This window comes from Bradyrhizobium sp. LA2.1 (assembly GCF_040547725.1).
Lineage (GTDB): Bacteria > Pseudomonadota > Alphaproteobacteria > Rhizobiales > Xanthobacteraceae > Bradyrhizobium > Bradyrhizobium barranii.
On the sequence record NZ_JBEPQI010000010.1, the window covers coordinates 281,646 to 296,078 of the forward strand.

At 61.4% G+C, this 14,433-nt stretch carries 14 protein-coding genes; 5 read left to right on the plus strand and 9 right to left on the minus strand.

Annotated elements, in window-relative coordinates; translation table 11 throughout:
* Positions 1–382 precede the first annotated feature (382 nt).
* Entirely contained in the window at positions 383–916 is a 534-nt protein-coding gene (locus ABIB95_RS21715; RefSeq protein ID WP_135214187.1) for a peroxiredoxin-like family protein, read from the minus strand.
* Between the two features lie 468 nt (positions 917–1,384).
* On the opposite strand from ABIB95_RS21715, the gene ABIB95_RS21720 reads away from it, so the two are divergent.
* The 4 genes from ABIB95_RS21720 (at position 1,385) to ABIB95_RS21735 (ending at position 4,455) form a co-directional block, all read left to right on the plus strand.
* Entirely contained in the window at positions 1,385–1,876 is a 492-nt protein-coding gene (locus ABIB95_RS21720; RefSeq protein ID WP_354241984.1) for an OsmC family protein, read from the plus strand.
* A 269-nt stretch (positions 1,877–2,145) separates the two neighbouring features.
* Entirely contained in the window at positions 2,146–3,063 is a 918-nt protein-coding gene (locus tag ABIB95_RS21725) for an NADP-dependent oxidoreductase (protein WP_063986174.1), read from the plus strand.
* A 176-nt stretch (positions 3,064–3,239) separates the two neighbouring features.
* Positions 3,240–3,875 (plus strand): nitroreductase family protein, encoded by a 636-nt coding sequence (locus ABIB95_RS21730; RefSeq protein WP_063981749.1) that lies wholly within the window; start codon positions 3,240–3,242, stop codon positions 3,873–3,875.
* 34 nt (positions 3,876–3,909) lie between these two features.
* Positions 3,910–4,455, plus strand: coding sequence for a carboxymuconolactone decarboxylase family protein (locus ABIB95_RS21735; RefSeq protein ID WP_354241987.1), 546 nt, complete (start codon positions 3,910–3,912; stop codon positions 4,453–4,455).
* 298 nt (positions 4,456–4,753) lie between these two features.
* On the opposite strand, the gene ABIB95_RS21740 is transcribed toward ABIB95_RS21735, so the two are convergent.
* The 5 genes from ABIB95_RS21740 to ABIB95_RS21760 all read right to left on the minus strand — a co-directional run bounded on the left by ABIB95_RS21740 (position 4,754) and on the right by ABIB95_RS21760 (position 9,434).
* Complete coding sequence (locus ABIB95_RS21740; protein ID WP_354241990.1) at positions 4,754–5,212, minus strand: DUF3788 domain-containing protein; 459 nt, start codon at positions 5,210–5,212, stop codon at positions 4,754–4,756.
* A gap of 69 nt (positions 5,213–5,281) precedes the next feature.
* Entirely contained in the window at positions 5,282–6,235 is a 954-nt protein-coding gene (egtD, locus tag ABIB95_RS21745) for an L-histidine N(alpha)-methyltransferase (RefSeq protein ID WP_354241992.1), read from the minus strand.
* Positions 6,236–6,328: 93 nt separating this feature from the next.
* Entirely contained in the window at positions 6,329–6,742 is a 414-nt protein-coding gene (locus ABIB95_RS21750) for a cupin domain-containing protein (protein ID WP_063981746.1), read from the minus strand.
* Positions 6,743–6,830: 88 nt separating this feature from the next.
* Positions 6,831–8,267, minus strand: a complete 1,437-nt coding sequence (locus ABIB95_RS21755) for an MFS transporter (protein WP_354241995.1) — start codon at positions 8,265–8,267, stop codon at positions 6,831–6,833.
* A gap of 249 nt (positions 8,268–8,516) precedes the next feature.
* Entirely contained in the window at positions 8,517–9,434 is a 918-nt protein-coding gene (locus ABIB95_RS21760) for an NADP-dependent oxidoreductase (RefSeq protein ID WP_354241998.1), read from the minus strand.
* Between the two features lie 603 nt (positions 9,435–10,037).
* Between ABIB95_RS21760 and ABIB95_RS21765 the strand changes: the two genes are divergently transcribed.
* Positions 10,038–11,360 carry an MFS transporter gene (locus ABIB95_RS21765; protein WP_283017349.1) on the plus strand — a complete coding sequence of 441 codons (1,323 nt, stop codon included), beginning with the start codon at positions 10,038–10,040 and terminating at the stop codon, positions 11,358–11,360.
* Between the two features lie 220 nt (positions 11,361–11,580).
* Here ABIB95_RS21765 and ABIB95_RS21770 read toward each other — a convergent pair whose 3' ends face one another.
* The 3 genes from ABIB95_RS21770 to ABIB95_RS21780 form a co-directional block, all read right to left on the minus strand.
* Positions 11,581–12,921: an MFS transporter gene (locus ABIB95_RS21770; protein WP_354242001.1), complete on the minus strand. Its 1,341-nt coding sequence runs from the start codon at positions 12,919–12,921 to the stop codon at positions 11,581–11,583.
* A gap of 64 nt (positions 12,922–12,985) precedes the next feature.
* Positions 12,986–13,519, minus strand: coding sequence for a DUF1993 domain-containing protein (locus ABIB95_RS21775; protein ID WP_063986171.1), 534 nt, complete (start codon positions 13,517–13,519; stop codon positions 12,986–12,988).
* 38 nt (positions 13,520–13,557) lie between these two features.
* Positions 13,558–14,133 (minus strand): cytochrome P460 family protein, encoded by a 576-nt coding sequence (locus tag ABIB95_RS21780; protein WP_283017352.1) that lies wholly within the window; start codon positions 14,131–14,133, stop codon positions 13,558–13,560.
* Between the last annotated feature and the right edge of the window lie 300 nt (positions 14,134–14,433).

The window sequence follows — 14,433 nt, forward strand, 5'->3', positions numbered from 1 at the left end:
CTTCGCATATCGACCCACTGCGCTCTCGAGCTTTCATCGTGATCCGCGCTTTGATCGCAGAACCGCAGGTTTAGGCTCGACGATGCTTTGGAGAATGGCCTTGCAATGCCGGCGACGGAAATCACCTCTCGCCATGGACTCGATAAACGGTCGTTATTGCTGCTCGCCGCGCGAGCGCGATGCCGTCGCGAGGAATGCCGCAGGCCGCGTGGCACTCGAAACCGCGACGTCTTATTCTGCGGGAAATTCCCAGTCGCGCTCGGTCAGAGCCGGTAAGATCAAACATACCCGAAACAGCCGGACCGAACAGAGAATCAAGCAGTAGCTCCCGCGCAGCGGCCTTCATGTTCGCGGGTGTGCCGGTAGCTAAGCCGACGGCCGCTCAGAGAGGGCCGTCATACTCGCCACGCGCCGGATAATCCCTGGCGATAGCGAAATCGATCGCTTGAAGCAATTCCGAGAACAACGGACGTGCGAACGGCATTGTTTGAACAGCGCCGTAGTACAAAGTACCATCCGGTCGGACGAGGAATACGCCGGGCTCCGAAAACAGTGACGGCTCTTCGATGTTGATCGATGTCTTTCCACGCGACGACGAAATATAGAGACCCCACTTGCGAGCAACCGCCAGCGGCAGTGAATATCCGAATCGCAAGCTGGCGCCGACCTTGTTTGCCATTTCCTGAGCGCGCTCGCGAACGTCAGAGCTGATAGCGATGACCTTTGTACCGCGACGCTCATATTCGGGTATCAGCGATTCCAGCTCGCGCAGATATTTGAGGCAGACCGGGCAATGGAGTCCGCGATAAAAGCATATCAGCGTAAACAGCTTCGGCGCGTCGGCAGCAAGATCAAATTCGCCATGAGCAAGGGTCGGCACGCGCAGTTCGGGAACCGGTCGACGAGGCAGCAGCATTCTCTTCTCCGCAGTGTTTTCCTAAGTACGTCGGGAATTCCGGCACCCGCCGATCGCGCACGAGCCATCACTCCGCCCCGCCCTGCAGGGTGAAACTACGTCGCCGACCTTCAATTGAGAAATGTCCGACCGTTATGATTTCCATTCCCGCGCGTTGTTTCTCCGACCGAGACTTCGCCTCGATGGAAGTCAATGCGTTGTCGCGAGCGGAAGACCGTCAAGCCCGGCGCGCGGGTTCACGGATTTTCTCGTCGCGGAGCTTCGGCACCGACTCCCGAAGCATTCCCGGCGGTTATGGACATGATAGCTTTACCCGAATGGTTGCCGGATTTAATTGCTGAACGCGCCGGCCGGAGCGGACGCCGCGCTGAGACCTCGCGCTATCTGCAAGACTTGTTCTGCGCTGCCTGCTTGCGTTCACGCTCGTCGAAGCCGGTGGTCGATCATTCGAACAATCGGGACCTAGTCATGACCAAGATCCGCGAAGTTGTTGTCGCAAGCGACCCCACCAATCCTGGTGCACTGGTATGCCGTGTCGGCGGCTCTCATTTTACTGTCGGCGGCCCGGATGGCGTCGGCCGCATTTCTTCTGGTCCCAATCCTTACGACCTCCTTAGCGCATCTCTCGCCGCATGCACCGCTATGAGCATTCGTTTTCAGGCTCGACGCCAGAGACTTCCGCTGGAGCGGCTGGAAGTGAGCGTCAGCTTCCGCCATGGCGCTCTGGGCGAACGAGACTCGTTCGCACGCACCCTCGTGCTGGAGGGAGAACTCGATGCTCATCAGCGCGCGCTCCTGCTGGAAGCCGCAAACCTCTGCCCCGTTGGCAAGATTCTCGGCATCGGCGCCGCTATCAACACGCGCCTCGACGCTACTGCTTCCGGCCACAGCCCAAGCACTCAGGCCAGCTACGAGGATGATCTGGCTCAACTCCCGATCCCGAATATCACTCCGGATTGAGCGTCTCTCGTGCGGTCGATCACCGTACCGGCGCATCGCAGCCGATCAAACCCGCATTGCAGCTCTTTCTTGCGTCCTCAGTGCCCGGAAATCATCCCTCGCGGGGCATTCGTCCCGACGTTCACTGCCGACGCGCTTTGATCTTTCGCGTCGATGGCATCGATTCCATAGCCACAGGTCATTGGACCGTCGAATTTGGCGATCGTATTTTTGGTCGCCCGCAAGGCAATTCGGAAGATGACGACATACCACACACGAGGAGGTTGGCGATGAGGGCAATCGTCGTGGCGGACCAAGCTGCGGGAACGGTCGGGATGAAGCTGGTGGAGCGACCCGAACCGCGGCCAGCAATAAACGACGTCGTCGTTCAAGTTTATGCGTCAGGATTCGTTGGAACCGAGCTGTCGTGGCCTTCGACGTGGACCGATCGCCTCGATCGTGACCGGACACCGTCGATTCCCGGGCACGAGTTGGCCGGAGTGGTCACCGCTCTCGGATATGGCACGACGGGCCTGTCGGTGGGACAGCGGGTGTTCGGCCTCGCGGACTGGTATCGCGATGGCACACTGGCCGAGTATGTGGCGATCGAGGCACGCAACCTGGCGCCGCTGCCGGGCGACGTTGACTTCACGGTGGGCGCGAGCCTGCCGGTCTCGGGTCTGACCGCGTGGCAGGGATTGTTCGTGCACGGCCGCCTTCAGGCGGGGCAGCGCGTCCTCGCGCACGGCGCGGCCGGCGCAGTCGGGTCGATGGTGACGCAACTCGCGCGTGAGGCCGGCGCCTATGTCATCGGCACCGGACGCGCCGCCGACCGTCAGAAGGCGCTCGACTTCGGCGCGAATGAGTTCGTCGACCTGGAGAACGACGCTCTAGACGACATCGGCCCGGTCGACCTGGTGTTCGATCTCATTGGCGGCGACATCAGGAAACGCTCCGCGCGCCTGGTTCGATCCGGAGGAACGCTGGTGTCCATCGTCGGGCCGGCCGAGGCGCGGCCCGCCGATGGCCTGGCGGTCGACTTCGTCGTCGAGTCCGATCGTGCCCAACTGAGTGAGATCGTCCGGCGGGTTCGCGACGGGCGACTGCGCACGAACGTCGGCCACGTAACGACACTCGAAGATGCCGTCGCCGCCTTCAATCCAACAAAGCGGATCGGCGGGAAGACGATCATCCGCGTTCGTCCGTGACCGACCCACATTCGATGCACGCGGCCGTCACGTCCTACCAGACGCGCCGCAACCCAGGAAACTACCACGGCCCCCGGGCATGAGATGCCAGACGGGCTCCATCCCTGCGGCATTTCGAGCAAAGAGAGCGAAAGCACTCGTTATCTCAAGTCATCCCCTAACGCACAGGAATCACCATGACCAACAGAATCGCCATGACCAATGCCGTCATCGAATGTATCCTGAGCCGCAGCTCCGCCAAATACTACGACCCTGCCGCCACTTTGAGCGATGACCAAATCAGCGAGCTGGTGCGAATCGGCACTACTGCGCCGACATCCTTCCATTTGCAGAACTGGCGCTTCATCGCGGTACGCACGCCTGAAGCCAAGGCTCGGTTGAGTCCGATCGCCTGGAAGCAGCCGGCGATCACTGAAGCCGCCGTTACCTTTATCATCTGCGGCCAGTTGGCTGATTCCAGTGTAATTCCGGACCGCCTGGCGCCGGTGGTGGAGGCGGGTATCATGCCGGCAAAGTTGATACCGGATTGGGAAATCCCCGCACGCGATCTCTATAAGGACTACCCGCAGCGCCAGCGCGACGAAGCAGTGCGCACCGGCGCCTTCGGTGCGGCGGCGATGATCTATGCGGCCCGATCGCTGGGCCTGGGTTCGACGCCGATGATCGGTTTCGATGCCGAAGCGGTGCACCGAGATTTTGGATTGGCCGAGGACGAAGTCCCGGTCATGCTGCTGTCCGTAGGAGCGGAGCGTCCGGGAAACTGGCCGCAGAAGCCGCGTCGCCCGGTGGCCGATGTGTTGGACCTCATTTAGTGATCAGTGAAACCGAGAACCTGCGAAGATTATGATGCCAAGAATTACAGCTCTGAAGCCGGAACAAGTGCCGGCGGATTCGAAACCGACCCTCGATATGTTCACCAAGAACATCGGGTTCACCCCAAATATGATGGCGACATTCGCGGCAAGCCCGATCGCGTTCAACTCATGGGCCGCCCTGCTTGGCTCCTTGAGCAAGGCGCTAGACGTGAAGACGCGCGACAGCATCGGCCTCGCTGTCTCCGAAGTGAATGGCTGCGACTACTGCCTGACGATTCACAGCTTTACGGCCAATCATATGGCCAAGCTGCCCGCCAATGAAATCACTCTCGCTCGGAAGGGCCATGCCAGCGACCCGAAGCGGGACGCTGCCATCCAGTTTGCGCGTAAAGTCATCGAGACCCGCGGCAAGGTTAGTGACGCCGATCTGAAAGTCGTCCGCGACGCAGGCTACACGGATGCGAACGTCATCGAGATAGTCGCGCTGGTGGCCATGTACTCTCTGACGAACTTTTTCAACAACGTGTTCGATCCCGAGAAGGACTTTCCTGCCGTTGCGCCGGCTGGATCGATCTGAACTCAATCCATTCGCATCTACGATCTCTGAGGAGCCTCTATGATGCGAGCATCACGCAAGGCTCGGACGCACCCGGGAAGGATTCTTGGGAACGCGTCCGGGCTTTTGGTTGGCGCGAAGACTGTCGCCGTTTGTCGCCACGGCGCCAAAGCTCCTCGACAAAGCACTCAAGGGATCGCTCCAGGCCGCCAGATCACCAGCGAGAACGATGTCGTCGCCCCGTCGCACAAGAAGGTGTTCAAGGCGCGTGTCTATTTCATCTGGAGGACCACCATCGCGCCGGAGCGGCGCGAGCGTCTCAATCGCGCGACCGCGGAGGCGGACGCTTCAGACTTAAAAGCTCCGTCACGTCATGCCGATCGGCTGCGGATGAGATAGCAATTTTCAGCCATTTTCCGTCTGGGTATGTTCGGGCTTCATCGTAAAGCTTCACCAGCTGCGAGCGCCACCCGTAACGCCGCGCCTCAAACTTCTCTCGCTCTGCTGCCCCCAAGACCACCTCGACCGAAAACAGCCTGTATTCCGGCAGGAAGGTGCAGAATGCCTTGGATTTCTTGTAACGCAGGCACCAACCACGCTTCTTGCCACGATAGAGCCAATCCGGCACGAAAACATCGGGGTAGTATGCCTCGATCCATTTTCGCAGCTCGGCCCAATGCCCGAACGCCTTCGGCCCGATCCAGTCTCGGACAGTGCTGTCGTCGGGCGATGCTGATTTGTCGGTGATCCTGTCGCCGATCTGGGGGGACTGTTCCATGCCGCTTTCCTTTACACCGCAACTCTCACGTTGGTTTCGGAAGACCTGGTGTGCCGCATCATCGGCAGATCAATAGCGAATGAGCCCGAACAGGCCGAATAATCCGCCCGCGTCCTGCCAAAGCTCGACAACCTTCCATCCGCCGGAGCGGGCAAGCCGCTCGAAGCTCTCCGCAGTATATTTTCGGGAGCTCTCAGTATGAATGCTTTCCGACGTTCTGAAACTAAACGCGCGCTCGCAGAGGGTAACGCGCTGATCGCACACGCTGACCAGATGCATCTCTACTGCTTTCTCGATCTCGTTCCAGCGCGCCACGTGCTTGAACCGCTCTAAACAGAAATCGCCGCCCAGTTCGGCGTTGATCCGCTCAAGGAGGTTGAGGTTGAAAGCGGCTGTCACACCGGCGCTGTCGTCGTAAGCACGCAGAAGCGTATCTACGTTTTTCTGGAGATCGACACCGATGATGGCACGTCCGTTTTTGCCTAAGTGTCGCCCCATCTGCATCAGCAAGGTCTTCGCCTCGCTCGCGTTCAAATTCCCCATCGTCGAGCCAGGAAAAAATCCTGTCCTGCCGCCGCTGGAGCCATCGAACGGAACCTCAAATGCATCCAGGAAATTGCGCTCGATGGGGCGGACCCAGAGCGACGGGAAGCGCGAAGCGATCCTCCTGGACGTTTCTGCAAGGAAAGCATCGGCGACATCGATCGGCACGTAGCCTCGCGGGTCACGCAGGCCCGCCAACACAAGCTCCGTCTTAACGCCGGCTCCCGCACCATACTCGATGAGAACCGCGCCAGGCTCTACAAAATCGGCGATGTCACGCTGCCGCTCTCGCAAGATCGACGTTTCGGCTCTGGTCAGATAATACTCATCCTGCCTCGTTATCTCTTCGAAAAGTTCAGATCCACGCTCGTTGTATAACCAACGGCTCGGCAGCGTCTTCACATCAGCGGATAAGCCGCCGACGACGTCTCGGGCAAATGCATTTTCAACAGCGTCGATGCGGTCATTCACGTGAAGCATATTTTCCGCTTTCGGTGACACGGCGGATAGCGGCCGAGGCAAACTCGCGGCCGATATCTTCACCGTGAATTCGTGCCAGGCTCAGTGAGTACGTTACTTGAGGGGTGTCGTCAGAGGGTTGTCATTGGTGTCGAGGACAAAAACAGCGAGCAGCTTCGCCGGCTTCGTCTTGCTCGCGTTGCGGCTGATCGAATGGGTTGCACCCGGCGGCTCCGACCAGCCTTCGCCTGCCCGATAAATGCGCTTCTCGCCGTCGTTCACCTTCGACTCGATCGCGCCCGAGATGACATAAGCGTAGATGAAAGCCGACTTCGCGTGGGTATGGGGCGGGGATGCCGCGCCCGGCGCGTAATCGACCTCCAGGGCGAGCAGCGACTTGCCAGGGACATTGGGAATGGCCGCCTCGAGTTTCTTCGCGACGGTTTCCGCTTCGCGATCATGGGCGCGGATCGGGCCGGCTATCGAGAAGGCGGCGCAGGTGACAGCGACAATGGTTCGGATCTTCATGAGTTTCTCCTTCTGCCTAGAGCTTGGTATTCGTTCTTCATTGTTCCCTCTCGACCTTGCCGGCCTGCTGATTGCCGACACCGAACGGTCAGTCTCGCGGGATGAAGTCGACGTGGGGCCCCGGCTCGATGATGAACACCGCGAGCGTGGCGAGAACGCAGGCGACGGCGGCGACAACCATCGCCATGTGGAATCCCCAGAACAGCTGAGGACCGCCTTGCTGCAGCACGCCGCCGAGCAATGCGATGGCGAAGAGCGACCCGGCGCGTGAGACTGCGCTGTTGACGCCAGACACTGTCCCGACTCGATCGGACTCGACGGACGTGAGGACGAGGGTCGTCAACGGCGCGATCGCCAGGCTCATGCCAAGCGCCAGCAACAGGATGCTGGGGAAGATGTCCGCCCAATAGGTTGCGTTCGGACCGATACGGAGCGCCATGATGCAACCCAAGGCGACGACGGCGCTGCCGGCGAACAATGGCAGGCGCCTGCCAGACACGCGGCAGAGCATACCGGCGAGCGGCGAGACCACCGTAATCAGCGCTTGCAGAGGAAGGAAGGCCAGGCCCGCCACCAGCGTCGGCAGGTGCGCGCCTCGGATCATCACGAACGGGATCAAGGTTAGCATGACCGTGAACGGACCGTAGAGGAGTGCGGTGAACAGGTTCGCGCCGACGATCGACCGCGAGGCGAAGAGCGACGGGGGCAACATGGCATTCTCGCCTAGCCGCCGCTGTGTGACGATAAGGCCGGCTAAGCCGCCCAGACCGACGATCAGAGTGATGAGCAGCCAAAGGGTTGGACCGGCACCGTTGGTCAGGCTCGTCAGCCCCGCGCCCAACGAGCCGAGCCCGACTGTCGAAAGGACCGCGCCATAGACGTCGATCCGGACGTAGCTGGTCGAGGAGTCCTTGGGTATCCACGCCGTGCCGAAGGCCAACGCGCTGGCGACGATGGGCAGGAGCATCAGAAAGGCCGTCCGCCAGGAGCCGTGATCAATGATCGCGCCCGCGATCGCGGGCGCGACGCCACTGGCGACCGCTGCGGCGGCGGACCAGATGCCGATCGCACGGGCTTTCTTGTCGGCGGGAAAGGCCCGCCCGAGCACGGAAAGGCCGTTGGGCAGGATCACAGCTTCGCCCAAACCTTGCAGGAAGCGGCCGCCGATGAGCAGCGCGAAGCTCGGCGCGAAAGCAATTACGGCCGCGCCCAGGCCATAGAGAGCGATCCCCGCGAGGAATATCCGCTTCTGTCCGAACCGATCACCCAGAGCGCCGCCTACCAAGGTCAGGGCCGCGAGCGGAAGGAGCTCGGCGTTCATGACCCACTGCAGATCAAGCGGCGACAGGCGCATGTCTCGGCCAATCGCCGCGAGCGCGACCGTGACGACGGCGCCGCTGACGAACACGAGGCAGCTGCCCAGGCTCAACGCGGCGAGCACCTTGGTGCTGCCCTGCGCTCCGACGGCCTTAGGCTCGGAGAGCGCCAGGCCGCGATCGGTCAGGGTCAGGGACGCGCTGCTCACGACCTGGCCGTCATGTCAGGTGGCGCGCTTCGCGGCGCGCGGGCTCATTGGCCGGCAGCCGAAGCCGAACTGCCGTGTCCGTTCGCGGATCACTTTTCGCAACATCAATTCAACCTCAAGCAGGCTTGCCATGAACCGCCGTCGCCTCCTGCCCGCGCCGCGCCGCCGGAGGCCACGGCCGAGCGACGCCTAAACGTGGATGCGTGCCGTGCTGACGAGGAGCGCGGAACCGTTCTCCGCCCCAAGTTCTCACGGGCGAACGCGAACGATTGTCTTCCCCTTGCGTCGCTCGGTCCGATTGAAGGCGGCGATGGCGTCATCGAGGGTCGAGACGGTGCCGATGTTCGTCCGCAGTCGTCCGTCCCGCAGACGCTGGACGATCTCACCCAGTTGGGCGCGATCGGACTCGACAACGAAGTCGATCGCCAAGCCGTCGGCGGGCCGCGCCTCGGTCGGCCCGGCGATGGTCACCAGCGCTCCTCCCGCTCGAATCAGGCTTGCGGACCGCTTCGCGATGTCGCCGCCGAAGATATCGAAAACCAGATCGACGCCACCGACATCTTTCAGAGCGTCGTTCTCGAGGTCGACGAACTCATTCGCGCCGAAGTCGAGCACCGCCTGACGGTCGGCAACGCGTCCGGTGCCGATGACGTAGGCGCCGGCCTCACGTGCGAGTTGCGTCACCATCGAACCGACGACGCCAGCCGCACCGTGCGCAAGGACGGTCTGCCCCGACTGAAGGTGGCCGTGCACGAACAGTCCTTGCCACGCAGTCAGACCCGGCATCGGCAGGCTCGCGCCCACCGTGAAGTCGACGTCGCCCGGCAGCGGCGCAAGGTTGCGTGCCTCGACGGCCACATACTCCGCCAAGGTGCCGTCGCGATACCAGTCCGTCAGGCCGAACACCCGCTGTCCCACTGACAATCCCGTCGCGCCATAACCGAGAGCGGTGACGACTCCGGCCAGCTCGTGCCCAGGGATCGACGGTGTTCGGTTACGATCGAGGCGATCGGTCCACATCGGGGGCCACGTCAGCTCATCCCAAGTGAAGCCCGATGCATGAACTTGAACGACGACATCGTTTATCGCTGGCCGCGGTTCGGGCCGCTCCACCAGCTTCATCCCGGCCGTTCCCGCGGCCTGGTCCGTTACGGCGATTGCCTTCATGTGAGTTGTCTCCTCAGTTATTTGCTCCTTTGCTGGATACGTTCCAGCGACAAAAGCCGGTTCGGCATCGCTTGCCAGCGACCATGGGGTAGTTCCGAAAGCGAAGATGGGACGGCGCCTCCACGATCTCAGTTGTCCAGCCCTCGACAAAATCCGCGAGCGGTACCCATTGATGGCAGCGCGGAGTAACATTCTCCAATAGCCGGCATGTATGGTTTCCATTGCAGCGGGGAATAGTGGTGCGACGGTCTTCTCTGCCATTGGTAAATCAAGGCAAGTTGCGCACGCCGCGACGGCATGCCGCCGCGCGGCAAGGCAATAACGATTATCTATCGATTTTATGGCGAGAGATAATTTCCTTCACCGGGGTCCGACCGCCACCGTATGAGACGGCTGTCGGAACCACTTTCAACCCAAAATAAGACTCGAATGACCAATCCTGCGAACCAGAGACGGCGAGCGTGTCGCAACGAGGCGCAGCCGTTTGTAGAGGGATGCAGCCGCGGCGTTATCGACGCAGAACCTTGCCCGCGAGAGCTCGGTCGGGAAGCGCCGCCTCGGTGCCGGCGCATGGTACTCGCGGCCTGTGTGCTCGCGTCCTCGATGGCGTTCATCGATGCGACAGCGTTGCCCGTTGCGTTACCGAGATTGCGCTCAGATTTGGCGGCGGACCTTGCCTCGGTTCAATGGGTTCTCAACGGGTATATGCTGGCGCTCGCCTCGCTGACATTGATCGGCGGCGCCCTCGCGGATGTTTATGGCAAGGCGCGCATGCTCTGGTTCGGTTGCGTGCTGTTCGGTCTGACATCCGCGGCTTGCGCGATGGCGCCTTCGCCCGCCTGGCTGATCGCTGCCCGCGTCGCGCAGGGGGTAGCCGCAGCGATCGTTACCCCCGCCAGCCTCGCCCTGATCGGGGCCACCTATCCGCGCGCAGAGCGGAACCGAGCGATCGGCGTATGGGCCGCAGCGTCGGCTCTCACCACCGCCGGAGGTCCTGTCCTGGGCGGCTGGCTCACCGAGACCTTTGGCTGGCCATCCGTGTTCTGGATCAACCCGCCGCTCGCGCTCGTGGCAGTGGGAGTTCTGCTGGTCTTTGCGCCGAAGGATGGTCGCATTCAGCGCGGATTCGACGTGATTGGCGCCGCGATCCTCGCTTCGGCGATCGGGGCGCTTGCCTGGGCGCTTAGCCAAATCGGCCGCGGTGAAGTTCAGGCCGCCGCGGACGCTTCAGCCCCGTCGGGCACAGTGCTCGTGATTGTCACCGGGCTTGGCATTATCGGGCTCGCCGTCTACGCGCTCTGGGAGCGCGGAAGCGAACACCCGATGACGCCACCTCGCTTGGCGGAGAACCGCGCCTTCCTCGGGCTGAACGTTGTCACCCTGATGGTCTACGCGGGGGTTTCGATCATGTTCTTTCTGCTCCCCTTTGAGCTCATCGATCGCCGCGCCCTGTCGTCGACCGACGCTGGGCTCGCATTCCTACCCTTCACGCTTGGCGTGGGGCTCTTGTCAAATCTCTTCGGCCGGCTGGCAGACAAGATTGGCGCGCGGGCCATGCTCATCGCGGGACCGCTAGGTGCGGCACTCGCCTATATCCTGATGGCGCTTGGCGAGAAAGAATCCCTGATGCTCGGCGTGATCGGACCTATGACCCTACTGGGCCTGTCCTTCGCTGTGCTCGTGGCGCCGCTCACCGCGTCGGTCATGTCGAGTGTGGATCAGGCCGACGAAGGACTCGCCTCCGGCATCAACAATGCGGCGAGCCGGATTGCGCAGCTCGCCGGGGTGGCACTTGCCGCCGGCGTCGCGTCTTTCTCGTCCGGCTACGAAGTCGGCCTCGCCATAGCCGCCGCGACCTCGATCGGCGGCGCCTTTGCGGCCTCGATGACCCTGACACCGGTCATGGCGAAAGCGGACGCAACTTAGAAAGCACGGAATTCAACCGAATTCGATACTTCACTAAATCTGGCAGACACCCTGAACTTACCGGAAGCCGTGTTCAGCGGAGCGTCATGGCTGATCGTTGATCTCGAGCCACGAGCTTTGCGGCGACTTGTCGCAAGCCACGTTTGTCTGCAGCAGCGAGCACATGGCGCAGATATCGCCGGACGACCTCCGACGAGGTGCTGCGTCCCGCATTTGGACGCTATCTGAACCGACGAGCGCTGCTGGTAGCGACTCCCGTCAGAGCGAAGGCCATTCCGGCGACCAGACAGAAGACGGCGCCTTGGTCTCCGCCCAAGCCGAAGATCAGCGAGACCAACGCGGAACCAAGTGACCATCCGACGTAGCGAGCCGAGGCATTCATCCCACTTGCGGCCCCGCTGCGCCCTACGGGTCCAACCGTCATCATCGCCGTGTTGTTCGGGGTCTGAAAAAGACCAAAGCCGATACCGGAAAGAGCCAGTCGCCATACGACATCCCATCTCGCCGGAGATGTCGGCAAGAAGATCATCAGGAGCAAACCGACCGCCAACAACGCCAAACCAATGCTGCAGATCACCGAAGCGGGGTGGCGGATCGTCAAGCGGCCGGCAATTGGGGCCGTGACTGCAGTCATGAACGGCCAGGTTGTCAGAAGAAGACCTGTTTCCACGGCCGAAAGATGCATCCTCGTCTCAAATAGAAACGGCAAGGAGACGTAAGCCAGAATTTGTGCGGCATAGGAGCAGACGGATGTCCACACCGATAGGGTAAACAGAGGTATACGGAAAAGATCGAATGGCAACATTGGCATAGGGTGCCGGAGCTGTTGTCGAACGAAGAGACTGAGACAGAAGAGACCTGCCACGATCTCTCCCGTCGCAATGCGCCCATCGCCAGTACCCAGCGTGCCGACACCGACGACGAAAAGCCCGAACGCCAGCGCATTGAGAGCGGTCCCGATCAGATCGAGAGAGCGCGCAACCCGAACGTCTGGTGGTGCAGCAGCAATAAATAGCGGAACAGTGAGGCCGAATGGCACATTCACCAAGAACAACCAGGGCCATTTTGCCACGGCAAGTACTGCCGCCGCGATGGTGGGGCCCAATGCTCCAGGTATCGCCACTGCTAATGCGACTAACGCGAAGCCCTTGCTGACCATGTGATGCGGATAAATCACGCGTACAAATGCCATGCCGGCCACAGAAACTCCAGCTGCCCCGGCACCCTGAATTAGGCGCGCACTCACCAGCATCGGCAATGTTGGAGCGAACGCGCAACCCAACGACGCGAAAACAAAAATGGCCAGGCCGGCGGTATAAACGCGCTTCAGACCGAGTGATTCGACCAGACTTGCAACGGGCAACAAGCAGACCGTTGCCGAAAGCTGATAGGCATTCACGACCCAAACGGTCGCGGCGTCACTACTTGCGAATGAACGCGAGATGTTTGGCAAGGCGATATTCACGATCGCGCTTCCGAGGGAACTTAGACCAAGTCCAAGCAAGATGCAGAGCATTACCCAGCGGCGCTGAGCCGCCGTCAGACCGTCGACGCCACCCATCAGTATGCAATTTCCGGCGTGAACCTTGAAGGCTTCGGCTCGTGTCGCGCACCGCGCCTGCCGCTCACGAGTAGTCACCTCCGCTCTGCTGACTGAGGTTGCCGAGGTAGTCGCGCTTCCCGATCTTCGCTCCGAGGTGCCGAAGGATCGCGTGCGCAATCGCGATGTGGAAGAAGAAGTCGGGCAGCACCAGGTGCCGGATGTAGTCGTCGCCACCGAACCACCCGCGCACGATAGGCGGTGTCAGTTCGTATGTGCGGGACTGCGCGTTGTCCATCTCGTCCGGCCGCACGTTTTGCAGGAAGCCGCGCGTCTCGAGGAGCCGCCCCTTCAGTGCCGGGTACATCATGAGGGTGTTGTGGGGAGCAGGCGCGTCGCGCTGCATCAGCTTCGCCATGTGGGCGTCGACCTTATTGCAGCTTACAGAAATCTGCTCTCCGAAACTCAGCATGTCGGACGCGAGCCGCTCGCCAAGGATCCTTCCAGGCTCATATCCCTTGGTCCGCTCGAGTGCTTGGGCGTGGTCGAGATAGTCGTCCATCACGTTCACTCCGTGCACCATGACAGGGACCGTGATGTCATAGACCGAGAGGGACACGTCGAACTCCATCCGCTCGTTTTTACTCTGAACGTCAGTCAGTGACGCAGCACGGGATATCCATTCACATAAATCCAGTCCGTGGCCGTGGCAGGCAGGTGGCACCCCTGGCAATCGGAACGATAGTCCGTCGAGGTGGTTTTGAGCGGCTTGTCCGCGTCGAACCACGACCATCCCCACCCGTCGCCCCACAACGGGTTGCCGGGGTGCGTTCCCTTACTGTCTCTCACCATGACGAACCAGCCCTTGAGCTTGTCGGCGTGGCTTACCGTGCCGGTGGTCATCTCGTTGGTCGAAGTCGCGAAGACTTCCTTCACCAGAACGGCGCCGTCCGGAAAATGCCCCGTCTTCCGGTAGGCGTCGATCACCCCCGGGGATGCGTACACGGCGTGGATTTCATTCGAGCCCTGGCCGCTCTCAGCCGCAATCGCCCAGGTGCCGAGCGCTTGGTAGAGGGTTCGGTAGTCCGCCGGCACGCGCAGGTGCCCAGCGCCGTCTACCACGTTCGCGGTCGGGCCGGCCGGAGCCGCTCCGTTGATCTGCGCGAGCGCTGCCACCGCGCCGGTGACCAGGGAGACGGCAACAGCGAGGCCGATAATCCTCGATAGTTTCATGGGGATCTCCTCTACCGCTCGCGCGCTGTGCACTCTGATCCAGTGAAACGGCTTCAATCATTGCTTCAATCGCTGTGTGGCCAACCGCGCGCTCGGCCTAGCCAGCCCTAAAGATCGGACTCGGCCGACAAAATTAGAAATTCTCTTTGGACATGTATTCGATAAGCAGAAGATATCGTCGTACGTGAGCGCTGTGAGCACCGACCCGACCGTCTTACGTCGTAGTAGGCAACTGCGAGTGCGCGGTCGTCGAAGGGCACTTCAAACTGGCTCATCGCCAGGTTTGCCCGGATATTGCTC